Origin of the sequence: Heyndrickxia sp. FSL K6-6286, assembly GCF_038630395.1 — a bacterium.
Taxonomy (GTDB): Bacteria; Bacillota; Bacilli; order Bacillales; family Bacillaceae_C; genus Heyndrickxia; species Heyndrickxia oleronia.
In genome coordinates this window covers 2015362-2040008 of record NZ_CP152029.1, presented here as the reverse complement: position 1 = coordinate 2040008, position 24647 = coordinate 2015362, and the positions used below count along the sequence as shown (strand labels likewise).

The window sequence follows — 24647 nt, the reverse complement described above, 5'->3', positions numbered from 1 at the left end:
TATTTTTCGCTAAAAAATAAGAAATTCCTTTAATTTTCGCAATTCTTTTCTACTGCTTCCACAGGAGTATGGTTGACTACTTCTCAAGATGTATTTATTTCAACTTCATACTCCTTTATAATAATATGCAATGAAACTTTTTTTTACGATAACCGTATATAATGATGTATTAGTTCTTTAGACAGGAGTCGATAGTTATGCACCCCTTTTTAGCATTCATGTTACGATTTTTTGTAACTCTTCCTACGATGACTATTATTTGGCTAGTAAGCAATTTCGCATTTAATCAAACTTTTTGGATCTCCGCATTGTGTGCATTAGGTGGAGGAGTGATTACTTACGTAGCCACTAAATGGTATACAGACCATGTTTTCTTAAAGAGGCATCAATTAACAAGGAAAGAGTATGCATATATTATAAAAAATCTAAAAGAGGCTCAACAGAAAATCTCACGACTACAAAAGGTATTTTTTAGTATTCGGAGTATCGGTTCTTTTAAACAAATGTTTGAAATTATTCGTTTGGTCAAACGCATCCAGTCGATTATAAAAAAAGAACCACAGCGTTTTTTCAAAGCGGAAAAGTTTTATTTCTATCATCTTGATTCTGTAGTTGAGCTATCTGAAAAATATTCCTTTTTAGCGTCTCAACCTGCTAAAAATGATAAATTATATTATTCATTGAACGAAACTCGTGATACATTAAAGGATTTGAAAAGATCGATCGAGAAAGATTTATATGAGGTTCTTTCAAATGATATTGAACATCTGGAATTTGAATTAGATGTAGCAAAACGCTCATTAAAAACATTAAAAAATCCATTGACGAAAGATGATGAAAGGAGATCTACTAAATGAGTGAAACAAAAGAAACATTATGGCAAGAAGATATAAGTGACGGGATGGATGACCTTTTATCTAACCCTTTTGGTGATAAAGAACTGATTATTAATGATACACCGTTACAAACAGAAGCTGAAAAACCAACCCGCTTAATCGATGTTATTCCCGAGGAAAACCGACAGAAGGCTATTCAATTAGCTGAGCAAATTGATCCTAAAAATCATCAATCCATTATTTTATATGGAACTCAAGCACAATCCAAGCTTTTAAATTTTTCTCATTCCATGCTTGATCATGTACAAAAGAAAGATATTGGTGAGATTGGCGATATTCTTAGTGATTTAATGAAAAAATTACATGATGTAAATCCTGACGAATTAACACCTGAGAAAAAAGGGTTATTCTCTCGCATGTTCGGTAAGATTTCAAATTCTATTCAAGAGGTACTATCAAAATATCAAAAGACTGGTGCCCAAATTGATCGAATAAGTGTAAAACTCGATCATTCGAAAAAAACTCTTCTTGCTGATGTTCAAATGCTTGAACAATTATATGAAAAAAATAAGGATTATTTCCATGCGTTGAATATTTATATTGCAGCTGGTGAAATCAAGCTTGAGGAATTACAAACAAAAACAATACCAGAATTAAAAAATAAAGCGGCTGCCACTGGAGATCAAATGGCTGTTCAAGACGTCAATGATATGATCCAATTTGCAGATCGATTGGAAAAGCGACTTCATGACTTAAAATTAAGCAGACAAATTACAATTCAGAGCGCACCTCAAATTCGCTTGATTCAAAATACGAACCAAGCACTTGCTGAAAAAATTCAATCATCAATCATGACCGCAATTCCTTTATGGAAAAATCAAATTGCGATTGCATTAACCTTGATTCGTCAACGAAGTGCAGTGGAGGCACAAAAACAGGTATCGAAAACTACGAATGATTTACTTCTAAAAAATGCTGAGATGCTTAAGCAAAATACGCTTGAAACGGCAAGAGAAAATGAACGTGGTTTAGTAGATATCGAAACACTTAAGAAAACACAGGAAAATCTTGTTTCCACACTAGAAGAAACTCTACGTATTCAGCAGGAAGGTCGTGCTAAACGTTACCAGGCGGAACAAGAACTTATGACCATGGAAAATGAACTAAAACAAAAACTGCTTAATTTAAAATCGTGATATTGTGCGGTTTTCGTAAATGTTAATGCTAATAATAAAGAAATTTAGCGATTCGAATGAATTTTCCAGCCCTTTTCTAATTGAAATGAAGAGGTTAAAAGGCTTCAATACTAAATTATTAGTTAGTTAAATAGTACATGTGTGATAGAATAGCCTACTTTAAAAACAAAGCTCTCATTCAGGGCTTTGTTTTTAATTATTCTTGCAATTCTTTTATTTCCCTCTAAAATGAAATTGGGAGGGAGATTTCATGTTATTACCTAAAGAAGTAACAATTATTGAGGTTGGTCCTCGCGATGGACTTCAAAATGAAAAGAATTTTGTACCTACCGAAGTAAAAGAACAATTTATTCACAATTTATCTGATGCTGGAATACAAGAAATGGAGATCACCTCGTTTGTATCTCCGAAATGGGTTCCGCAAATGCAGGATGCGGCTAGTATCGTATCTTCAAATTTCAATATTCGAAGGAAATTGGTTTTAACCCCCAATCGAAAAGGGGTTGATCGTGCACTTGAACTTGGTTGTGATGCAGTAGCAGTATTTGTTGGGGTTAGCAATAGCTTTAATAAGAAAAATATTAATAAAACGACGATGGAAAGCATGGAAGAACTAAAACCTATTATTGCAGAATTAAAGAAAAAGAATATTTTTGTTCGAGCCTGTATTTCCACCGCTTTTTACTGTCCCTTTGAAGGAAAAGTTTCGGAAGAAGCCACTATTAAATTATGTCAAGAATTTGTCACTGCTGGTGTCGATGAGCTTAGTGTAGCTGACACGATTGGCATGGCTGTACCAACAGAATCCTTTGCACTGTTCTCAAAATTAAAAGAAAAGCTGCAAGCTACTCTTTTAACTGCTCATTTCCATGATACGAGGAAAATGGCTTTAGCAAATATCTTTGCAGCTCTGCAGGCTGGCATTGATCGTTTCGATACTTCTGCTGGAGGACTTGGGGGCTGCCCTTTTGCACCTGGAGCAACTGGAAATGTTGCAACTGAGGATGTTGTTTATATGCTTGAAAGAATTGGCATTCAAACAGGAATTGAATTAGATAAACTCGTAAATGCCATTGATGTGATCGCACCTATGATTGCTCGACCAATCGAAAGTGGTTATTATCAACTAGCTAAGAAATCAGTATAGTTTTCTCCTCTTTTGCTCATTTTAAGGGTATCGTTGCAAATAAGGAGGATTGTCAAATGACTAAACAACGTGAAAAGGGCTATAGTCAAAAAGGGAAACCAACAGGTGATACAACAAAAAAGATGATTGCTGCTGAAGAATTAGAGCAGGCCATTCACCCGACTAAAAGACAAAATTCCAAACAATAACTTGCTAGTTGAAACTGACTTTGTTAGTCAGTTTCTTTTTATATATGGTAAAATATAGGAAAAATATAAACATTGGAGGAACTCACTATGAAAAAAGGATTGTCCATTTTCGGTGGTGCCACATTATTAGCTACAACTGGATTGGGTCTCTATCTTTCCGAACGTATTATGCATATAACAAAAAAAGATGAAAAGTATGTATACGATCGTGAAGTTCATGCTAAACGGGTCGACCCTGTTTCTTTTGATGCCCTACCGAAAGAAGAGGTTATGATTCCTTCCCCTTTCGGCTACCAAATTAAAGCTTTATTTATCCGGCCCTTCCCCCAAGTCAAAAAATATATGATTTTTTGCCACGGGGTTACTGAAAATAAAGTAAATTCCATTAAATATATGAATTTATTTTTGGAAAAAGGCTTCAATGCTGTCATTTATGATCATAGAAGACATGGAGAAACAGGCGGAAAAACTACGAGTTATGGTTATTATGAAAAACATGATTTAAAAGCTGTAGTTGATGCCCTTCTTTCCATTGAAGGAGAGGATATCGTATTTGGTATTCATGGCGAATCTATGGGTGCTGCGACTACCCTTTTATACGCAGGGATGCTAGAAGATCGCGCCAATTTTTATATTGTTGATTGCCCATTCTCAGATTTTCGTGAATTATTAGCGTATCAAATCTCTAATGAGATTAAGCTTCCAGGAAAATGGTTTCTTCCCTTGGCAAATTTGTTTATTCGATTGCGCGATGGTTATTCGTTAAAAAATGTTTCACCTATACAGGTTATAAAAAATATACAGAAGCCCATTTTATTTGTACATAGTGAAAAAGATGATTATATACTTCCAGAAATGACGAAAGAATTATTTAAACAGAAAAAAGGAGCTAAAATGCTTTTTATGGCAAGCAATGGAGCACATGCACAATCCTTTAATGAAAATCGGGAGGAATACGATCAAACCATTGACGAATTCTTAACGAAATATGTTAATGAAGCATGTAGTTAAAAGGATTGTTAAGATTTTCTCTTCCTATTTTTATTTTTTCTAAACATCCGCACCTGTCTATGAATACAGTAAATATTAAGGAAAAAAATAGGGAGAGATTGAAATGAACATTCATGTAGTACAAAAAGGAGAAAATCTTCGTGTGATTTCTCAGAGATATGGGGTCAATATAAATCAAATCGCTACGGCCAATCAATTGCCCAATCCCAATGTATTAGTCATTGGGCAAGCACTTGTTATTCCTGCTTCAGGACATGAATACGTTATTCAACCTGGGGACAATCTTTGGTCTATTGCCCAGCGATTTGGAACGACCGTTCAAGCTATAGCTGATATAAATCAGATTTCCAATCCAACCGATATAATGGTAGGTCAAATATTAATTATTCCCATTCAGTACCATACCGTACGTTCAGGTGAAACCCTATGGTCAATTGCTCAACGTTATGGTATCAGTATCACTTCTCTTATCCAAATCAATCGCGTTTTAAATCCTGCGAATCTTTATGTTGGGCAGGTTTTACGAATCCCAGAAACCTCCCTTCCTATAAAAGAAGTAAATGCTTATATTACCTCACTTGGTGAAAGTGGAGCTCGTGAAGTAACGCAATTAGGTAGATACTTAACGTATATATCTCCTTTTACGTATTCAATAAAGGAAGATGGAAGCCTCACTGACTTAACTGAATCAGCCGTTTTGGATGCTGCCCGTGTGGAACAGGTTGCTCCACTAATGGTTGTTACAAATTTTACAAATAGCGAATTTAATTCTGATCTTGCAGCAACTATTTTAAGAAATCCCTCGCTTCAAAATACAGTGATTGATCAATTGCTTTCTATAATGCGTGAAAAGGGCTATTCAGGGGTGAATTTTGATTTTGAATATGTGTATCCAGAAGATCGTGAGAACTATAATGATTTTCTCAGACAGGTTGTTACAAAACTGCACCCTGAAGGATTTTTGGTTTCTACCGCACTCGCCCCCAAAATATCTACTGATCAAAAAGGGATATTATATGAAGCACATGATTATGCTGCACAAGGAGAAATTGTTGATTTTATTGTTTTGATGACCTATGAATGGGGATGGGCTGGTGGAAAACCTTGGGCAATTGCACCGATTAACGAGGTGAAGCGAGTACTAGACTATGCTGTTACAGTTATTCCTCGTCAAAAAATTATGATGGGAGCCCCACTCTATGGTCGTGATTGGAAGATCCCCTGGAAGGAAGGAACCATTGCAAAAACAGTTAGCTCCCAGCAAGCTCTGAGCTTAGCAAGTAAGTATGGTGCCAGTATTCAATATAATACGACCTATCAATCCCCATTTTTCCGATATACTGATGAAAATGGTCAACAGCATGAAGTATGGTTTGAAGATGCACGTAGTGCTCAAGCAAAGTTTGACGTTGTAAAAAATTATCGACTTCGGGGGATTAGCTACTGGGTGCTTGGAATCCCTTTCCCACAAAACTGGCTCGTACAACAAAATAATTTCAATGCACGCAAACTTATTTAATGTTTTTCCTGCATTTTCATAACATCGGAATCAGTTTTGTCAATCATTATTTTCTCTTACAATCATCCAAAAGTAGTTAAAAAACCTTAAGATAAATTACATTAGAAATAATATCCATCTTACCTAGTTGCTTTTTCTACTTTTTCCTTATACCATCATAATAGAGTGTTAATTATAGAAAGGATGTTGTTAATGTCTAAAGTACAAATTAAAGTAAATGATAATGGATCCTACCGCATAACGGGGGATGTGGAACTAATTGACGCAGAAGGAAATGTGTTTGAAACTAAGCCGTCGTTTTCATTATGCCGCTGTGGATTATCTATGAAGAAGCCTTTTTGTGATGGTTCCCATAAAGGGCATTTTGAATCTGTTGTTCGTGCAAAATAAATATTTACTAAAAAAAGAATCCGAAGTCATTCCTACGAATTATTCGTGATTCTTTTTTTGATTCTTCAATATTCACCTTCATTTTAATAATCTCCTTTGTATAAAAAACAAATGGTCGGAGATAATGCTCAATTACAATATACATCCACATGTATTATTTATTCTTGATGTTTCTTAATTAAATCAACAAACGCATCAACGAAGGATTGTAGGAATTTAACAGTTCCTTCATCTTTTATCTTACCATCTTCATCCAATATATCAGCGACATTTCCAATATAGGCCTCAGGTTGCTGAAGTATTGGCATATTTAAGAATACTAAAGGTTGACGTAAATGATGATTAGCACCAAAACCACTCAATTTACCTGGAGATTGACTGATAATTGCTGCTGGTTTGTTATTCCATACACTTGCTCCATAAGGACGAGAACCCACATCTAATGCATTTTTTAATACAGCAGGTATTGAACGGTTATATTCAGGAGTTACAAATAATACGGCTTCCATTTCCTTCATCTTGTTACGAAAGGTCGTATACTCTGGCGGAGCATTGTTTTCATCGTCAAAATCCTGATTATATAATGCCAAATCTCCTATTTCAACAAATTCTGTTTCATATCCATTTGGGAATAAAGTTGCAACATTTGCTGCAAGTTTTTTTGAAAAAGATTCTTTCCGAAGACTACCAACCAAAATACCAACTTTAGTCATTATCCATTTTCCTCTCTGTTTTTTTATTGGACATAATAACATAGATTTCCTTTTTATTATCTCTTAAATGATTGCTAATCATTCTTCAAACAGTTAAGCAATCGTTTAATTTCGTTGCTCCATCTTTTTTCTAATATGTGCTTCATATATTTTCTAAACTTAATTTCTTACATTATGCAATCTTATACTTTTATATGAACAACTAGTTCATTTAATTACATTCGCGAAAATCTCTATTTTAAGATATATAATAAAAATATTGATTCTAATAAATTAACAATATCAAAAAAAATTATCGGCTTTACCTTTGAATATAAACTAATCTTTATAAGTTATTAAGCAGCTTTTTCAATAAAGTAGTTTAATTTTTCATTCAACAATAACCCAACAAACTAATTCATAACTAAAATCATTCATTACAGTTTGTTGGGTTTTTCTAAAAGACTGTTTTCGTATAGATTATTGCTTCTCTATTGTCGACTTTTACATTCAATAAAGGTATTAGCGGTTAGTAGAAACAGATATTTATGAGTTAAAAATATCCCTAAGTAGGAACAATGCAGAAATATTAGGTTACATTTTGATTATGCTTAAATTTATCTAACATCTTAATTAATCCGACAAGACCTCTAATCGTAAATAAAGTAAAACTTACACTTCCGAATGTATGAAGCGGTGACCATTTTTTCCATTTAAATAATTTTGAATATTTTTCTAAATACCATTGGCCTAAACTCATAGGGACACTAAAAAGTAGACTTTTTAAAAGGATTTTTCCAAAACTGTCATTATATGATAATTTAACCCAGATTACACTTAAAAGCGGGAAAAACAGTATGTCATAAACAATATTGGTTTTAAAAATTTTGGGGAAAGGGCGAACAGGATACTCTATCCTTTTAGTACCTACAACATAAGCATCTATAAGGGTTGCGATAACTCCTTTTGAGAAAAAAACAACAAGATTTTCTCTCATTTTTGATCCTCTAAATAAAAATGGGAGGCACAGCATGCATAGAGTAAATAGTAAGTGTAATAATCTTTTTTCCATTAATAACATCCTTTCAAGGATTTATTTACAATTTCCTAAATAATTTGCATCTACTTTAAATAATTTTAAAAATGTCATATATAGGTAAGAGGTTATCATCTATATTATTTTTACCTGAAAACATTTACAGTATTCTAGCATTACATTTTTCTGTATGATGTATAAATAGAGTGCAAATTCACAATATATTCCTACATTCCCAAAACACTGAAATGAGTTCAATGAATTATTTTTCCTACAGTAATTCTTATGTAGACAGCACCTAAAAAGCACCTTTTAGGGAAAATCTTGCTCTTCAACTCTTCTTCCCCTTTATTAGCTCAAGAACAAACTACAACCAAAAAAGCATTAATCCTCCTTGGATTAATGCAATGTAAATGCAATACAAACAACCTAAATTTGTTGGATAAATTTAATCCACTCATTTATATCTACATGATATACCATTTGATCCTATCATGTCCTTTAATCGTACAAGAGGATAAAATTCTATTAGATAATCTAGATTCTCTCTTATGTAAAATAAATGCTTGAAGATTATAAGTTAATTCCAAACTCAATAATGGTATATAACATTTTGTAACCTAATGATTTATATAAGGATATAACCCTTCCATTATCACCAAATACACTTAAAGTGTCTTCACTCTTTCCTTTGTTTTTTAGGAACTTTAAAGCTTCTGTTATTACCGCTTTAGCGATTCCTTTTCTTCTCCATTCTGGTAAAACAAAAATGTTTTCTGTAGCACTTATTTCCTTTCACAAGTCATTACACTAATTCATTAAATAAAAAACTGTGTGCTAACGACACAGTTTTAAAATTCATCTACTTTAACCATTACATCCTTAAGCACTTCAATTGATTTAAAAATATCACCTTCAATCTCTAAACTATGATTAGCACCTTCAATTAAACTTGTTTTTAATATATTATTGTTTTTAATTTCTTCAAATTTTTCATAGATATAACAAGGGTCCTTATCACCAATAATACAAAGTGCCTGATTTTTATTATTTAATAAAGCATTATAAACATCGTTTCGCTGTAATAAAGGAGTTAACCAAATAGCCTTTGCTGCGTGATACTTCGGATAATTCAAAAGATGAGTCAACGCAATTGTACCTAATGATTTAGCAACTATAGTAAAATCAGTGTAATCATTAGCTTTTAAAATTGTTTCAATCACTGCTTGAACATCGGATGTATGTTCATCTGCACTTAAGGAAGATACTTCCTCTTGTGAATAATTATAATTTACAAGTAAAATATCAGAACCTTTTTTTAACATAATTCCTGTTGTATAGTGGAGTAATGGTGCCTGAGTAGTATAACCTGCACCAGGTAAGATGATAGTAAGAGATTTAGATTTCTCTTCATGTTTATAATGTTTATATGGGATATCCCTGTTGGTTGATTTCGTATTGCCACTAATAAGCTTCATATTCCACACCTCTTTTAATAAAATTATACTATAAATCAAAAATTTACCAATAGAAAAGTCAATAATTCACTACTTAATAGTTATTCTTCAATCTTACTAAGTGAAAAATGGTTAGTATAATATAATAACTTAAAACCTTGTATCGAGATATTCTCGCGTAGAATATTTAGACATTTGACTTCCACAATCACACGTGTTTAGGAAATAACGAAAAAGCCCAAGTTTCTCAATTTGATTAAAGAGAACCTGGACCTCCCTTAAATGTAGTTTGCGCATTTTCCTGACATTACCCATTAATTGAGTCGTTTCAGATGAGGGAATAAACCCTGACTTCCCTATTAAAAAAATTGCTCTTGTAACCATTCAATTTATGGTTAACTAAGACATATTGAAAACTGGTAACGCTTTTGTCATTAAAACACACTACGTACTAATCCACCATCGATTCTCAAAGCAGATCCATTAATAGCTGAAGAAAGAGGACTACTTAAAAACGTAACAAAATGTGCAATTTCTTCTGGTCGAATAAGCCTCTGAATGATAGAGGTTGGCCGATTTTCTTTCATAAACCGTCTTTCAGCTTCTTCCATGGTCAATTTCTCATGAGGATAAAGGGTATTTAGCATTGTTTCTACTCCTTCTGTTAAAGTAGAACCTGGCATAATAGTGTTGACTGTTACATTTGTTCCTTTAGTCAGCTCAGCTAAACTTCGTGAAAGCGAGAGCTGCATCGTCTTAGTTGCGCTATAATGAGCCATTTCTTGAGATGGCATTATGGCTGCTTCGCTAGCAATAAATACAACTCTTCCTTCCTTTTTTTGGATCATTTGATTTAGGTACCATCGAGTAAGCCGAACACCACTCATAATATTGACCTCAAACATTTTAAACCACTCTTCATCAGAGATAGTAAAATATTCTTTGGGTTCAAAGATTCCCAGGTTGTTAATGAGAATATCTACTTCTGAAAATTCCTCTATAGACTTTTGGCATCCTTGTTCTGTACCCAAATCAGAAACCAATGACTGTAGGATAGCTTCAGGAAACTGTTCTTGAATTTCTTTAATTGTTTGACTAACCTTTTCTTCACGACGTCCATTAATAATGACAGTAACACCTTCTTTTACTAATGACATCGCAATTGCTTTACCAATTCCTGATGTTGACCCTGTAACGAGCGCAGTTTTTCCTTTCAAATTCAGAAACATATTGAATCACTCCTAATTGCTTTTTAAATGATTAATTATATTTAATAATATGGTTAGTATGGATTTTCCCCCTTATTTTAAACTGAAGGGATTATTTTACTTATAGAAAGGTAGCTTCATCATGTGCAACTATATTGTTATATATCTCATTGATAATCAATATCTTCAGAGACATGACGAATTAGATGGTTAAAATACAAACCGTCAAAATTGACCCATAAGAAATCGAAACAACTCGATGTAAGGCATTAGGATTTAACCAACGGAAAAAAGAGAGAAGTTGATGTACTTCTCTCCTTCAATCAAAAGCCAGGTGAAGCACTATCTTGTTAATCCTTCCTGCATGCACATCAATCCAGGTTCATTACTGATAATGTTGCTAACTTCCTATTATTCAATGAACAAGTAGTTTCATGAATTACAACTTAATCGCAGGAAAATGAGGCAAAACCTCTTCCCCTAATTCCTGTATAACTTCATCAGCTGGTCTTTTACTATCAAAAAGTGCAAAGAAAAGATGATTTACACCAATTTCTTTGTAAATATTCAATAATTCTATTAATCTATTACGCCCTATCCTGAATCCCAATCTTATAGCCGTAGGCATTTCATTTGGATCCTCAGACAAATCCAAATGCATCGGTTGTGAAAATGGCTTAAAAACTCCAGGATGGTATTCTGCAACAAGTTGTCTCCATTTTTCTATTGCTTCTGCTTGAAAATGCGGACTTCTAGGATAGTAAATCCATCCATCACCATTCTTTGCAAACCATTCCATGGATTGTTGAGCGTAACCAGTAATCATTGTTGGAATTCGTTTTGTAGGTTTTGGAACTAAATTACTTCCTTGAATTAATCCTAAAGATGACTCAATAGATGGATACTCCTCATATAATACTTGATTTAAATAATTAAATGATTCAACGAATCGTTTTCCCCGTTCCTCATGGTTAACGTTTAAACCATAGAAGTCAGCTCTTCGATCCCCAGAAGAAACTCCCATAATTAAGCGTTCTGGAAACAGTTGATCAATTGTCGCAATTTCTTTTGCAACGCGTAAAGGATGGCGCAGGGAAAGGACAACCGCTGCGGTTCCCAGAGCGATTTCTTTTGTATGGCTTGCTAAATATGTTAAATAAATTAACATATCATATATTTGTCCGATAGCTGGGTCACCGAACGATGGATCATCTAATATGACATCTCGAAGCCATAAACCAGTAAAACCGTAAGACTCAGCTAATTGAGATAGCTCCACTTGTTTTTCCATCTTGGGAGTTTCAAATTGATAATTTTCTAATGGTATATGGAGTCCTAGGGTCAACTCCCCTTCTTTATACATTCGACTATATCCATAATGCTTAGAGAATATACTCATAGCTTTTTATCCTTCTTTCTTAACAAAATGCCTTATGAATAACTCAGAGAACCCTTCTTTTGGGAGACATCAAATGATGATTCTTCTTCCTTATAAAGAAAGTCACCTTTTAAAGGTGACTTTCGCTATTAAAATACTGTGACTTACTTGGGCATACAAGTGAAACATAGATTCATTAGAAATCAAAATTATCAGGATCTGGACCTACTCGATGATTTTGATTTAAATCATCAATACGTTCCATATCTTCCTTGGTTAACTCAAAGTCAAATACATTTGCATTTTCTATAATTCGATGCTCTTTTGTTGATTTTGGAATAGTTACTACTCCGTTTTGTAGGTCCCAACGTAAGATAACTTGAGCAACGGACTTGTTATATTTAGTAGCAATTTCAGCTAGAACTTCATTATTTAATAATTGCCCTTGCATTAATGGTGACCACGCTTCTAATTGAATACCATGTTCTTGGCAGAACGTTTGAACTTCCTTTTGAGTTAATCGTGGATGGTACTCTACTTGATTTACCATCGGTTTAATTTCCGCATCTTTCATCAATTCTTCAAGATGATGTGTTTGGAAATTACTTACCCCAATAGCTTTAATTTTTCCTGCTTTATAAAGAGTCTCTAATGCTCTCCATGCCTCTTTATATTTCCCTTCTACTGGCCAATGGATTAGATACAAATCAAGATAGTCTAACCCAAGTTTTTTTAAGCTTGTTTCATAGGCTTGAATAGTAGACTCATATCCTAAATCAGCATTCCAAACTTTAGAAGTCACGAACAAATCTTCTCTGGTGATTCCTGCTTCTTGAATTCCTTCACGAATGCCTTGTCCAACGCCTTCTTCATTTCCATAGATAGCTGCTGTGTCAATACTACGATAGCCATTCTTTATGGCTGCTCTTACCGCATGAACCAAATCGGGTCCTTCTTCCACTTTAAATACTCCAATACCAAACCAAGGCATTTTTACTCCGTTATGCAAAGTAGTTGTATCCTGTAAATTTTTAACCATTACTTTTACCTCCAATATTCTCGATATTATTTTTTATTCGAATGCTTACGCTTTTAAGTTGTCTGACTTTTTGTAGGAATTACTCTATCTGCTCCCGTTATACCACTTTGTCCCCAATTTCCGGGAATCATATCACGAAAAACCATGAGATCTTAATCCAATTAAGTAAATTAGATGTTAATTGAGCAGGCTAGTGGACCCACTTATCATTTGTATCTTGATCAAATGTATTCTTTTCATCAATGGTTAACTGAGCCATTCCATCTACGTTCCTTTCTAGTCATGATGTAAATTTTCCTTGAACAGGAACTTCAAAAAGTCTGGTAGAAAGTGTTCGCAAGAAGTATTATAAGCAATGTATTTTATAAAAGTAAGTACGCACTTCAAAGTTATATAAGAACCCGAGAGTAACATAGGTACTTTTAGGTGCCCATAAATATTAATCAAAAGAATAATTATCTACTAAAAGGATCGTATTTTGGTTGAAGCATACTTGAAATTACTGGTGGTAAATGGAAGTGTTTATTTTTTTATTTGACATGGTAAAATGCGAACAAGTTAATTTAAACAACTTTTGCCTTCCATCTCATAGAAAGTGTTAACCTAACAATGAGGTGAATGAAAACAGAATGGAATAATAGAATTATATATAAAAAGCTTCTGCAAATTTCTAAGTCTAGAAAGAAGATTTCCAGGAAGGGGTAACAAGGAAAAATTTTCACTAAAACTAAGTAACCAAGTTTACCTATAGGATATTGTACATGCAATTCTGCCCTGTTAATAAAGAGGATTATGAGAAATTATATAGGCTTATTATAGAAGAAACAAAAAAAGACCCTACAGATGCCTCCATAAGTTCATTAATAATACTGCTAATAAATAATTAACAGGAAATGAAACCCACTTTCATATACTTCGCAGATTGTTCATAACTGAACATGCTTTTCATGCTTGAATTATGATAAACTGGTAAAGAACAGTTAGAGAATAGATTAACCTGATATATAGGAAAGAGGGTAAACATGCGAAGTGATGTAAAAATCGAGAAAGGTATTCAACATACCTCTTCAACGATTCAAAAACAGGCTTTGTCAAAAGTTTTGGCAGAAACCGTAAAAACAGGCATAATTAAATCAAATCTAATGGCGATGCTTGCTGGATTAGCATTAGCTTTATATACAAACCATATTAGACCCTTTGAAAAGCTACCTGAAATTATACTAGCAATCATTGGATCAGCTTTAGTTATAGGTGCAGCAGGTGTTTTTAATAATTTATATGATCGTGACATCGATTCCATTATGAATCGAACTAAAAATCGCCCAACTGTAACAGGTGCGATTCAACCAAAAACTGCACTCTTATTAGGTATCTTCATGGTACTAGTTGGACTCATTGCACTATTTTTCACAACTCCACTAGCAGCATTTTTTGGTTTTCTAGGCTTATTTTTCTATGTCATTCCATATACTATGTGGTCAAAACGTAGAACCATTTATAATACAGAAATTGGAAGCATTTCAGGAGCGATGCCTCCGCTAATCGGATGGGCCGCCATTACTTCTGATATGATGCATCCCGCACTATTTGGAATTTTTGCAGTCATGGTCCTTTGGCAAATGCCACATTTTTATGCGATTGCTATTCGAAAGTATGATGATTATAAAGCAGCGAATGTACCGATGCTACCAGTAGTAAAAGGATTTAAACGTACCTTCGTGCAAACAAATATATATTTAATTGCATTGATTGCAGCAAGCTTTCTATTTATTACTTTCAGTCTTAGCATTACAATTGTCGCGCTAGTATTAAGTGTAGCATGGTTTATTTTAAGTATTATGAGCTACAAAAAAATGGGTCCTGAAAAATGGGCAAAAACAATGTTTATATTTTCACTCAATCATTTAACCATTTTATTTGCAATTATCATTGTCTACTCTATTATCCGGACATATATTTAGTAGATCATGGACCGATCACAGATTATCATGGATCGGTCCTATTTTTTATTTCAATTCTAAGCAATTTTTTCCCCTAATACCGATTCCAACTATTTTTCCTGATTGATTCATATGTGACATTCATTGTAATGCTTTTTCCCCACCACTTCGGATATCTAAGTTCCAATAATTCATTCCTTTAAGAGCAAAGTTCATTATCCTCATCAAAATTAACTTAAGATGACATTAGGATTTTAAACCTGTTCAATTAACTTGTTTAGTACATCCATGTTTATACGCTTTGCACTTAGTTTATTGACTTTCTAAATTCTCTAAAGATTATTCAATGTTTTATATCTTTCATATCTAAAGTTATTTTTTCATTACCATCAATAATGACAATATTCGTTAATTTACTTGATATATTTTTATCCAATTTAAAAACAAAGTTTTTTGGTTTTGCATCAGCGGTACATTCCCCATCCTTTGTAGATAACATAATATTCATTATTGAAGAATCAATTCTAATTTCTTTAATATTTGTAGGGCAACTCCCACTTTCAGTTAGCCCCAAAAAATATATGTCATATTTTTCAAAATCGATTTCTGGTAGATTTTTATCTTTGTTATATTCCTTCCAGATTTTTTTGTTCTCATTTTTCGTACTAGCTATTTGCATCAAAAAATGGTTTTCACCTCTATTAAATTGTTCAGGTAAACTTTGTTCACTTGACAACAAGTAATCCTTAATTGAAATATTATGATCAGAGGGTTTTACACAAGCGTTCAAAAAAATTAATAAAGCAAATATTAGAGTAAAGAAAAATATGTTCTTCATTTTAACTCCCTTCTACTCACCAATTATTAATACTAGACGTTTTTAATGATTAAATGTTTCATAATTAACCTCAAATGATGTTATAATAAATGTAACATTCAAAATTTTTCCACTTCTAACCCTGGAGAAGCTTGAAATTTTTCAGATCTTTGCAACTTCGGTCGATTAAAAACAGAATTTCTAAAAAAACAAGTATGTCATTAGATTTCAACTATCACGCTTACAAAGGAGTTGCTTTTATTCGATCAGGACAAAACATTTAGAGAGAGTATGAAACTTTATGGCAAGGAGGGACGTAAAAATTAGAAGTATATAATTTAGGAGGTGGGCTGAATGAATTTTATGAAAGCCAACTATTTGGATTTAATTTTTTATATTGTCTTTAGTCTAGCGCTCTGTTATGACTATTTTCCGACTGTATTTCCTTCAACACCTTTTCAAAAATGGATATTCTTTTTTGCCATTCTCATTTTATTCGTTATAGGGCTAATAAAGGACCAAATAAAAAATTCATCCGAACAAAATGTCTTTCCTGCACAATTATTTTTTCACATTTTTTCAATCGCCTTTATAGGAGCTTTAACATTTTTAGGAGGGGAATCTCATTCTGGAATCTCGCTCACGAATCCCATTTTATGGATTGTATTTACCGTTTCTTTTATCCAAATATTTCTTCAAAGGAAAAAAAGCAAGAGAAGGCGATTTGATACATTGTAAAACAATATAAATTAGACCGTTTTCTTTTTTATCATGGGCTGTTTTCGTAAAGGTTGTTGCTTTTATAAAAGCCTTAGTGGCTTTTACACCTTTACACCCAATAAAGGATTTAACGATTCTTTTGGAAATTGCTGCTTTTTTCTCAGTGAAATGATAGATGTAGCAGTTTTTAGCCGATAGTTAATCGTTAAAACTTTACTTAAATAGCAACAATGTTTGAGATAAAAGCCTTTCATGCCTCTCTTCTTTTTTCTATAAGGAATAACCATTCACAAAAAAGCGAATAGTTTCTAACTCATCTTCATTTAATTGCCTTTTAATTATCTGCGACAATTCTTGAATGATTGAAGGTTCATTTCCAGCATATTTTTCAGTAAGGATTGCTGTATTTTTTAATAGACTGAGCTGGGAACTAAACTGATTTTTCGTTAATGGCTCAGGTGTATGAGATTGAAAAATTATTTCTGCATCATATTTTTCAAGTTTGTCCAATAACTGGAGTGTTTCCTCGACCGTATAATTCCATTTCTCAGAATAAAGATTTGCATACATACAATCCCCAAGAAAAAGCACTTTTTCCTCTGGGATATAAACGATACTAGAATCTGATGAATGATCCCCTCCAATATGTTCGATGAAACATGTCACTCCACCAAGGTCAATCGTCAGTTGACAATCAAATGTAATTTCAGGAACTGGAAGGTGAATCACGCGATTATTTCCAAGCTCTTTCTTTATGGCATCTGCACAAAATGGAATTTCAATTCCCTCTTTTACACGCTCATCTAAATACTCATCCTCCCAAGATAAGAGCTGCATTTCTTTAATCTTTTCCTTAGTCTCAGCATAGCAAATTTTCGGAACAGTCATCTCACTCATACCAAACACATGATCCCAATGCCAATGTGTAAGTGCTAAATAATCCCCTTTAATTTGTCTTTCTTCAAGTTGCTTCAAAAACAGCTTCGCGTGATTTTCCGAGTTTCCAGCATCAATTAATAAAGTTCTCTGAGATCCTTTAACCGCAGCCAAAATCGGGCGATCTGTTTCTTGATATGGAGGTAGATATAGGAAGTGGTCAGATATTTTTTGTAGCTTTTGCAAAGTTCATATCCTCCTTAACAATGTATGGATTAAATCATCTATTAAACAATCTTACTCATCATTATAAGCGTTTAAAAATAAGGTGAACAAGTGATGATCTGTTCATTTACCTATTCTACTATACTCAATCCAGTACTCACCGTTTTGAACTTCCATTCCAGTTCCTTTCCAATTGAATGCTAAAAGCTCTTGCTGGCCTTTTATATCTTTTATGTTCAATTTTACTTTTTCATCTAAAGACTTTTCACAGGGTTCGTCTATTTTTTTTGTGAAAATATAACGTAAACGACCACCGTATTTTTCCTTTAGAGCAGCAATATGCATACCTTGGACAAATTTATCTTTTAAACTAGGAATATTATATGGTGCAACAGTACAACAAAGATATGAATAAGCTAATTTCTTCCGTGCTAATTCTTTCATAATAAGTGTAGCTAAAGTTTGCTGCAACCGATTCCCACGATAGGTAGGATGAACATTTGAAATTTCTTGATAGATTACTTTTTTTAAGTCCTCTTCAGCAAGTCCAATATCTAATCCAAGATGTTCCTCATCAATGACTGGTACTAAGAGGGCACGAAAGGCAATCAATTTCTCATCCAAAAACGCACCAATCATCAGACCATTTCCATTCAAGATATACGCAAATTCTTCTCTAGATAATGGCTGTAACATACCTTTATCCTCTAAAGCATCAATCACAATTTCTTGTAAGTCTAATATCTTTTCTATATGTATGATAGATAACGGAATAACATAAAACGTTTCCTGTCCATTACATAAACTTCCTTCGAAAATCACTTCCATAAATCCCACTCCTTACTGAACTCTGTCCTGAAATACACTTAACTCATTCACAATCTTTTCACTCACATCAATCCCTAGCCCTGATTTTTCGGTCAATCGAATCATTGGAACATCATACTGAAGGTTACCAACATCCTTTGAAAATTTCAAAGGACCGGTTAATTCAACACTAGTAATATTTTTTTTAGAAAAAGCAACATGAAATCCAGCAGCAGAACCAATGGACGATTCAACCATTGAACCAATTTGACATTCTATTCCTGCGATTTCTGCTTGATGTGCCAGTTTCATCGCTGGATAGATCCCACCACATTTCATTAGTTTAATGTTCACTTTGTCTGCTGCTCGTTTTTGAATGATTTCACGCATTTCACGTGTTCCTTTCAATCCTTCATCTATCATAAGTGGGATATCAGTTTTTAATTTTATATCTACCATACCATCAATATCATCAGCAAGTACGGGTTGTTCGATCCAATCAAGGTTTAAATCGCCTAAGGAACGTAAGGCTACTAATGTATTAGCACTATTTTTCCAGCCCTGGTTTACATCCACGCGAATAGATATATCCTCCCCAACTCGATCCCTAACAGCACGAATTCTCATGACATCCTGCTTAACCTCAGTACCAACTTTCATTTTAAATGAGTTATACCCTTGTTTAACCATTGCTGCTGCTTCCTTTGCCATTTCATTAGGCTCACCAATACTTAATACATGAGTAATCGAAAATTCATCATGATAACGACCACCAAGTAATTGATACACGGGTTGTTCTAATTTTTTCCCTATAATATCATGGCACGCAATATCAATCGCTGCTTTTGCGGATGGTGCAAAGTAAATAGTCTTATCCATAATTTCATGCAATTTTTCAAGATTCATTGGATTACATCCGATAATTACTGGGGCAAGTGTATGTTTTAACGTTTGATAGGTTCCTTCCCATGATTCACCGGTTACATGCTCATCTGCGACAGCTTCTCCATAACCGAAGATTCCCTCGTCAGTTTCTAGTTTTATAATAATAGACGGCATATAATCGTATGTATGATAACTCACCACAAACGGCACTTTTAGTGGTAAGTGTATTGCAAATAGTTTCATTCCTGTTATTTCCATTCTATAACCCCTCCTCATTTTCATTCAAAATGACTCTATAATAAAGAATATTTACAATATATTTATTCAATTGATATAATGTCGCTAAGTAGTCGCTAAATTACGGAATGTAGGAGATGTTAACATGCCAACCAAAATCGCTGTTATTGGTTCAAAAGATTTTATCGACCATTTAGTAAAAATTATACCTCAAATAGAGAATGTTGAGATTGAACCATATATTTATACAGAACCATCCCAAGCCACTAAGCTTATACAACAATTGAAACCATGTGATATTGTCTTTTTCTCAGGAGCATTACCCTACTATTTTTCTAAGGAAAGTCATGAGCAACTGCCCATTCCTTGTATTTATTTAGAACAAGATGAATCAGTTATAGCTACATCTTTACTTTCTATTATATATCACCAGAACATCCACGTTGATCGAATATCTATTGATTTAATGAGATCATCATTTGTCGCGAATGTTTTAAGAGATATCGGTATCTTTCGTTCCCCACAACATGTAATTGATTATGAGGATATGCTTCCAAATGAGTTTGATATTACACAAATTATACAATATCATCACTCGCGCTACGAATTAGGCTTAATTGATATTGCCTTAACAAGTATTCATGCCGTTTACGACCAACTGCAGAAGCTCGGTGTTCCAACAGAAAAAATGATTGATCCTACACATTCATTAGTTAAAGGATTAGAAAGAGCAAAAACACTTGCTGAATATACCAATAGTCGCTCTACTGCAATCGCAGTCGTATCGGTTTCTCTACTTGTTCCGGCAAATTCACAGATAAATGCACTTCATAACTTAGCACAGGCAATTCATAGCACATTACAGGAAATAACTCAAACAAATTTTTTACTTTACAGCACACGTGGAGATATTGAATCATTTATGGCAGATAATGCTTTTTCAGACTTTATAGCGAATTTTATGGATCCCATCTCTATTGGCTTCGGATATGGTAAAACCATAATGGAAGCAGAGCAAAATGCCATCATTGCAAGAAGCTTTGCAGAAAATCATGCGAATTCGAGCACTGGATTTATTTTAACAGAGTCGAAGGAGTTGCTTGGTCCTTTTCCAAAAGGGAATAAAGTCTATCGTCTAAAAAACGATCATCCTGCACTTCTACAAATAGCAAAGGACATGAAACTCAGTCCTGTAAATCTGTCAAAGATCATTCAATTTAGTCGCTCTCGTCAACATCTTCAATTTACAGCAGCAGATCTTTCGGAGTATTTACAAATCACACGCCGCTCCACCGAAAGAATAATAAAAAAACTAGTTGATCATGGTTCAGCAAAAATAGTAGGAGAAGAAATGACCTATCAGCAAGGTCGCCCACGAGCAATATACGAACTTACGCTACCCATCTATTATTTGTAAGCATAACTGAGCTGCCTATTTAGACAGCTCTATATGATTTAACTCTTATTCTTATTCTACAAATTATTAGGAGAGTAAAAAATTTGTAATAAACAATTCTAAATAGATATCAACAGTTTTGTGCATAAGCCTTATACATTTATTGAAGAATGTTCTTCCTCTTTCAACTCTCGCATTTCTGTCTTAGATAATTTCGTGATAGTGAATCCCGTCAATGCATATACAATTGAAATGATTGGTATTACAAAATTTAAAACCGCATATGGTGCATATTGTAGAGTAGGTACTCCAAGTGTTCCTAAAATAAATACTCCACATGTATTCCAAGGAACAAAAACAGAGGTTAGTGTCCCTCCATCTTCTAATGCACGTGAAAGGTTCTTCGAATGGAGCCCCTTTTCCTTATATGCATTTGCATACATTCGAGAAGGAATGACAATTGAAATGTATTGCTCAGAACATGTTGCATTTGTTGCAAAACATGAAACAACTGTCGAAGCAACTAATGATTTAGATGACTTAGCAACCTTTAGGATTTGATTCACAATTGCTTTCAACATACCAGTATGCTCCAAAATACCGCCGAAAGTCATTGCAACAATTGTCATTGAAACCGTATACATCATGGAATCTAATCCGCCGCGGTTAAATAATTCATCCACCATGGTATTCCCCGTTTTTATTGTAAATCCACTTTGCAAAGCTTCAATTGCTCCCGAAAAATTTCCTCCTTGAATATATACTTGAGATAAAAAGCCAAGAATAATTCCAATAAGTAATGCGGGTATGGCAGGGACTTTTTTAGCTACTAAAACGATAACTAGAACTGGAATAATTAATAAGTAAGGAGAAATAACAAAACTATCTTGAAGAACATAGATTGTTTGCTGAATATCTGCTGTATCCACACCGCTTTTTCCGAAATTCTTTCCTAAAATTGCATACACAATTAAGGCAATCACTAGCCCTGGAATGGTTGTAAACAACATATGTCTAATATGTACAAACAAATCAGTATTTGTAAGCCCTGAGGCTAAATTCGTTGTATCTGAAAGCGGTGACATTTTATCACCAAAATATGAACCTGAAATAATCGCACCTGCAATCATTGGAGCAGGTATCCCCATACTAAGACCAATTCCCATGCCAGCTACCCCGATGGTTCCCATTGTTGACCAGGAACTTCCTATCGCTAAAGCGACTACTGCACAAATAATCGTAATCGAAACTAAAAAAAGTGATGGGGTAATAATTTTCAGCCCATAGTATATCATTGTTGCTACGATCCCCCCACCAATCCAAGCACCAATTGTAATACCTACGAGCATAATAATTACCACAGCGGGTAATGCAAGGCGAATTCCTTTATACATCGATTCTTCGATATCCTTCCATTTAAAACCGGAACTTAATGCGACAATAGCAGCAACGGTGGTTCCTACAATTAATGGAACATGCGGTCCTTGCTCTAATTTAATAATGGTTATCCCCATTACAACGATCATCACAATAAGTGGAATAACCGCCTTCCAAAAAGGCATTTCTTTTTCATTGATCATTATTATCCTCCCTATCCCCTTTGTTTTGGATAATTTTAAATAGTCGCTAAATAGACGCTATTAGGATAATAATATATTTTCCTCCATTGTGAGTCAATTTGTTTTGCTATTAATAGGTAATTATGCTCTTATTATTGTTTCAGCTAAAACACGTGCACCTATATCTAGTGCCTTATGATTGAATGTCATGTTCGGATGATGCAAGCCTGGTGTCAAGTCAGCACCAATCCCAATCATTGTCGCTTTCACATTTGGATGTTTAATCGTATAAAAATGAAAATCATCGCTTCCCGATGTCACAACCGCTGATGCGGTCGCTACATCACCAACTACATGACGAATAGCTTTTTCAGCGATCGATGCCGCTTCCTTTGAAACTTCAGCCCCAGGCGTATAATCCACCCAACGAGTTTCAATGTCAACCCCATATAAAGCTTTTAACCCACTTAATCCATGCACAATTCGTTCCTGAAGTTCATTTAGTATAGAATTTTTTTGTGCTCGTACATCAATAGCAAACTCTGCAACACCAGGAATTATATTTAAGCTTTCCCCACCTGCTATTATTTTTGTTAATTTCGTTGAATACGATTCAAAAGGTGAAATGTATATAGACTTCAAGAATTGATGCAACCCAACAACGACATCCAAAGCATTTTTTCCTTGATGTGGCCGAGCTCCATGTGCATCTTCACCAATAATTTTCCCTTCTAAAAATACCCCTGCCCCATGATGAATGGATGGTGCTACTAATCCAAATGGAAGCTCTTCAATCGGTCGTAAATGAATACCAAATAAATAGTTCACCTGATCCATAGCCCCACGCTCAATCATTGCTAGTGCTCCATTCCCTTTTTCTTCAGCTGGCTGAAAAATAAAACGAACTCTTTTATTTAAGGGTTGATCTTTCAAATAATGAAGTGCACCAAGAACCATTGAAATATTTGCGTCATGTCCACATGAGTGGTTGGCTTGCATGACCCCATTCACCTCTTGCCATAGTGCATCCATATCGGCTCTGACAGCAATTACTTCTTCCCCTTCACCTATTTCAGCAATTAAGCCTGTCACATCTGAAAAACGTCGATACGATACACCCACTTCATCTAAAATTTCGGCAATCTTATTTGTTGTATTAACCTCATTCCAACTCACTTCCGGGTGTGTGTGAAAATGATCAAACCATTTTAATATTTGTGTTTCTATATTGGCCATCATCTTTCTAACCTCCAACTTTAACCATATGAATATAGATTTTCTATTTTTTAAAAAAGGCCTTTCTTCCTACTCTTTCCACTAAACGTGGAAAAAGTGTATAGATGATGCTCCCTGCATTCATCCATTTTGGAGCATTAATTTCTCTCTTATTTGTTAGCATACTATCCACAATCTGATTCGCTAATTTTTCCGGATTTAACATAAATCGTTCTACATTTTTAACATACGTACCTGACTGATCTGCAATGGAAAAAAAATTGGTTGCGATTGGACCAGGATTCACTGTTGTTACAAACACATCAAAAAGGGATAATTCCATGCGTATACTATTTGAATATCCAAGTACTGCATGCTTAGTTGCAGCGTATATACTTGACTTAGGCGTAGCCATTTTTCCTGCCTGAGATGCGATATTGATGATATGTCCATACCTTTTTTTCCTCATTTGAGGCATCACCTCTTTGGTACATGCCATCAATCCAAGTACATTTACATCAAACATCCCTTTAATATGCTCAATGGAAACTGTATGTGCTTCTTCAAAAATTCCATATCCTGCATTATTAACTAGTACATCAATGTCCCCATTTTCCTCGGTGATTCTTTGAAATACTTTTGAGACTTGTTCATGATTTGAAACATCTAAATAATGCACGTCACATTGGACCTTGTAATTTTCTTCAATTTCTTGTTTTATTCCTTCTAGCCTTTTTATATTTCTAGCAAGCAAAATCACATTAGCGCCGTTTTTAGCAGATGAAAAGGCAATTTGTTCACCTAATCCCCCTGAAGCACCTGTAATTACTATTGTTTTATTTCGTAGCCGTTGATTTGCCATCCTTCCCACTC

At 34.2% G+C, this 24647-nt stretch carries 23 protein-coding genes; 10 read left to right on the top strand and 13 right to left on the bottom strand.

What is annotated here, in order from left to right; translation table 11 throughout:
* Positions 1–197: 197 nt before the first annotated feature.
* The 7 genes from MHI39_RS10240 to MHI39_RS10210 all read left to right on the top strand — a co-directional run bounded on the left by MHI39_RS10240 (position 198) and on the right by MHI39_RS10210 (position 6287).
* Entirely contained in the window at positions 198–857 is a 660-nt protein-coding gene (locus MHI39_RS10240) for a 5-bromo-4-chloroindolyl phosphate hydrolysis family protein (RefSeq protein WP_342541214.1), read from the top strand.
* Positions 854–2032 carry a toxic anion resistance protein gene (locus tag MHI39_RS10235; protein ID WP_342541213.1) on the top strand — a complete coding sequence of 393 codons (1179 nt, stop codon included), beginning with the start codon at positions 854–856 and terminating at the stop codon, positions 2030–2032. Before MHI39_RS10240 ends, MHI39_RS10235 begins: the two co-directional genes overlap by 4 nt.
* Before the next feature lie 250 nt (positions 2033–2282).
* Positions 2283–3179 (top strand): hydroxymethylglutaryl-CoA lyase, encoded by an 897-nt coding sequence (locus MHI39_RS10230; RefSeq protein ID WP_251345152.1) that lies wholly within the window; start codon positions 2283–2285, stop codon positions 3177–3179.
* A gap of 56 nt (positions 3180–3235) precedes the next feature.
* Positions 3236–3367 (top strand): hypothetical protein, encoded by a 132-nt coding sequence (locus tag MHI39_RS10225; protein WP_278890761.1) that lies wholly within the window; start codon positions 3236–3238, stop codon positions 3365–3367.
* Positions 3368–3454: 87 nt separating this feature from the next.
* Positions 3455–4378, top strand: coding sequence for an alpha/beta fold hydrolase (locus MHI39_RS10220; RefSeq protein ID WP_058002283.1), 924 nt, complete (start codon positions 3455–3457; stop codon positions 4376–4378).
* Positions 4379–4481: 103 nt separating this feature from the next.
* Complete coding sequence (locus tag MHI39_RS10215; RefSeq protein WP_058002282.1) at positions 4482–5897, top strand: LysM peptidoglycan-binding domain-containing protein; 1416 nt, start codon at positions 4482–4484, stop codon at positions 5895–5897.
* A gap of 192 nt (positions 5898–6089) precedes the next feature.
* Positions 6090–6287 carry a CDGSH iron-sulfur domain-containing protein gene (locus tag MHI39_RS10210; protein WP_058002281.1) on the top strand — a complete coding sequence of 66 codons (198 nt, stop codon included), beginning with the start codon at positions 6090–6092 and terminating at the stop codon, positions 6285–6287.
* A gap of 158 nt (positions 6288–6445) precedes the next feature.
* On the opposite strand, the gene MHI39_RS10205 is transcribed toward MHI39_RS10210, so the two are convergent.
* The 6 genes from MHI39_RS10205 to MHI39_RS10180 form a co-directional block, all read right to left on the bottom strand.
* Positions 6446–7000 (bottom strand): NAD(P)H-dependent oxidoreductase, encoded by a 555-nt coding sequence (locus MHI39_RS10205; RefSeq protein WP_071976126.1) that lies wholly within the window; start codon positions 6998–7000, stop codon positions 6446–6448.
* Between the two features lie 568 nt (positions 7001–7568).
* Entirely contained in the window at positions 7569–8051 is a 483-nt protein-coding gene (locus tag MHI39_RS10200; RefSeq protein WP_058002279.1) for a CBO0543 family protein, read from the bottom strand.
* A gap of 815 nt (positions 8052–8866) precedes the next feature.
* Positions 8867–9493 carry an alpha/beta hydrolase gene (locus MHI39_RS10195; RefSeq protein WP_342541212.1) on the bottom strand — a complete coding sequence of 209 codons (627 nt, stop codon included), beginning with the start codon at positions 9491–9493 and terminating at the stop codon, positions 8867–8869.
* A gap of 413 nt (positions 9494–9906) precedes the next feature.
* Positions 9907–10701 carry an SDR family oxidoreductase gene (locus tag MHI39_RS10190; RefSeq protein ID WP_342541210.1) on the bottom strand — a complete coding sequence of 265 codons (795 nt, stop codon included), beginning with the start codon at positions 10699–10701 and terminating at the stop codon, positions 9907–9909.
* A gap of 418 nt (positions 10702–11119) precedes the next feature.
* A complete protein-coding gene (locus MHI39_RS10185) occupies positions 11120–12079 on the bottom strand; it encodes an LLM class oxidoreductase (protein WP_342541208.1) in 960 nt (319 codons plus the stop codon).
* Between the two features lie 175 nt (positions 12080–12254).
* A complete protein-coding gene (locus tag MHI39_RS10180; protein WP_342541206.1) occupies positions 12255–13097 on the bottom strand; it encodes an aldo/keto reductase in 843 nt (280 codons plus the stop codon).
* A gap of 1022 nt (positions 13098–14119) precedes the next feature.
* Between MHI39_RS10180 and cyoE the strand changes: the two genes are divergently transcribed.
* The gene (gene cyoE, locus MHI39_RS10175; protein ID WP_342541204.1) at positions 14120–15058 is read left to right on the top strand and encodes a heme o synthase; all 939 of its coding nucleotides are present in this window, start codon (positions 14120–14122) and stop codon (positions 15056–15058) included.
* Between the two features lie 322 nt (positions 15059–15380).
* Here the strand turns inward: cyoE and MHI39_RS10170 are convergent, their stop codons facing one another.
* Entirely contained in the window at positions 15381–15875 is a 495-nt protein-coding gene (locus MHI39_RS10170; protein WP_071976131.1) for a hypothetical protein, read from the bottom strand.
* Positions 15876–16208: 333 nt separating this feature from the next.
* Here MHI39_RS10170 and MHI39_RS10165 point away from each other — a divergent pair, with 333 nt between their 5' ends.
* Positions 16209–16592, top strand: coding sequence for a hypothetical protein (locus tag MHI39_RS10165; RefSeq protein ID WP_071976132.1), 384 nt, complete (start codon positions 16209–16211; stop codon positions 16590–16592).
* 252 nt (positions 16593–16844) lie between these two features.
* Here MHI39_RS10165 and MHI39_RS10160 read toward each other — a convergent pair whose 3' ends face one another.
* The 3 genes from MHI39_RS10160 to MHI39_RS10150 all read right to left on the bottom strand — a co-directional run bounded on the left by MHI39_RS10160 (position 16845) and on the right by MHI39_RS10150 (position 19625).
* The gene (locus MHI39_RS10160; RefSeq protein ID WP_078109401.1) at positions 16845–17696 is read right to left on the bottom strand and encodes an MBL fold metallo-hydrolase; all 852 of its coding nucleotides are present in this window, start codon (positions 17694–17696) and stop codon (positions 16845–16847) included.
* A gap of 102 nt (positions 17697–17798) precedes the next feature.
* Positions 17799–18503 carry a GNAT family N-acetyltransferase gene (locus tag MHI39_RS10155; protein WP_342541202.1) on the bottom strand — a complete coding sequence of 235 codons (705 nt, stop codon included), beginning with the start codon at positions 18501–18503 and terminating at the stop codon, positions 17799–17801.
* Positions 18504–18515: 12 nt separating this feature from the next.
* Positions 18516–19625, bottom strand: a complete 1110-nt coding sequence (locus MHI39_RS10150; RefSeq protein ID WP_342541201.1) for a dipeptide epimerase — start codon at positions 19623–19625, stop codon at positions 18516–18518.
* A gap of 124 nt (positions 19626–19749) precedes the next feature.
* Here MHI39_RS10150 and MHI39_RS10145 point away from each other — a divergent pair, with 124 nt between their 5' ends.
* Positions 19750–21021 carry a transcriptional regulator gene (locus MHI39_RS10145; RefSeq protein ID WP_342541200.1) on the top strand — a complete coding sequence of 424 codons (1272 nt, stop codon included), beginning with the start codon at positions 19750–19752 and terminating at the stop codon, positions 21019–21021.
* 131 nt (positions 21022–21152) lie between these two features.
* On the opposite strand, the gene nhaC is transcribed toward MHI39_RS10145, so the two are convergent.
* The 3 genes from nhaC to MHI39_RS10130 form a co-directional block, all read right to left on the bottom strand.
* Positions 21153–22580, bottom strand: coding sequence for a Na+/H+ antiporter NhaC (gene nhaC, locus MHI39_RS10140; protein WP_078109405.1), 1428 nt, complete (start codon positions 22578–22580; stop codon positions 21153–21155).
* Positions 22581–22700: 120 nt separating this feature from the next.
* On the bottom strand, positions 22701–23798 hold the full coding sequence (locus MHI39_RS10135; protein WP_078109406.1) for an amidohydrolase: 1098 nt from the start codon (positions 23796–23798) through the stop codon (positions 22701–22703).
* A gap of 40 nt (positions 23799–23838) precedes the next feature.
* Positions 23839–24636, bottom strand: coding sequence for an SDR family oxidoreductase (locus MHI39_RS10130; protein WP_078109407.1), 798 nt, complete (start codon positions 24634–24636; stop codon positions 23839–23841).
* Positions 24637–24647 lie beyond the last annotated feature (11 nt).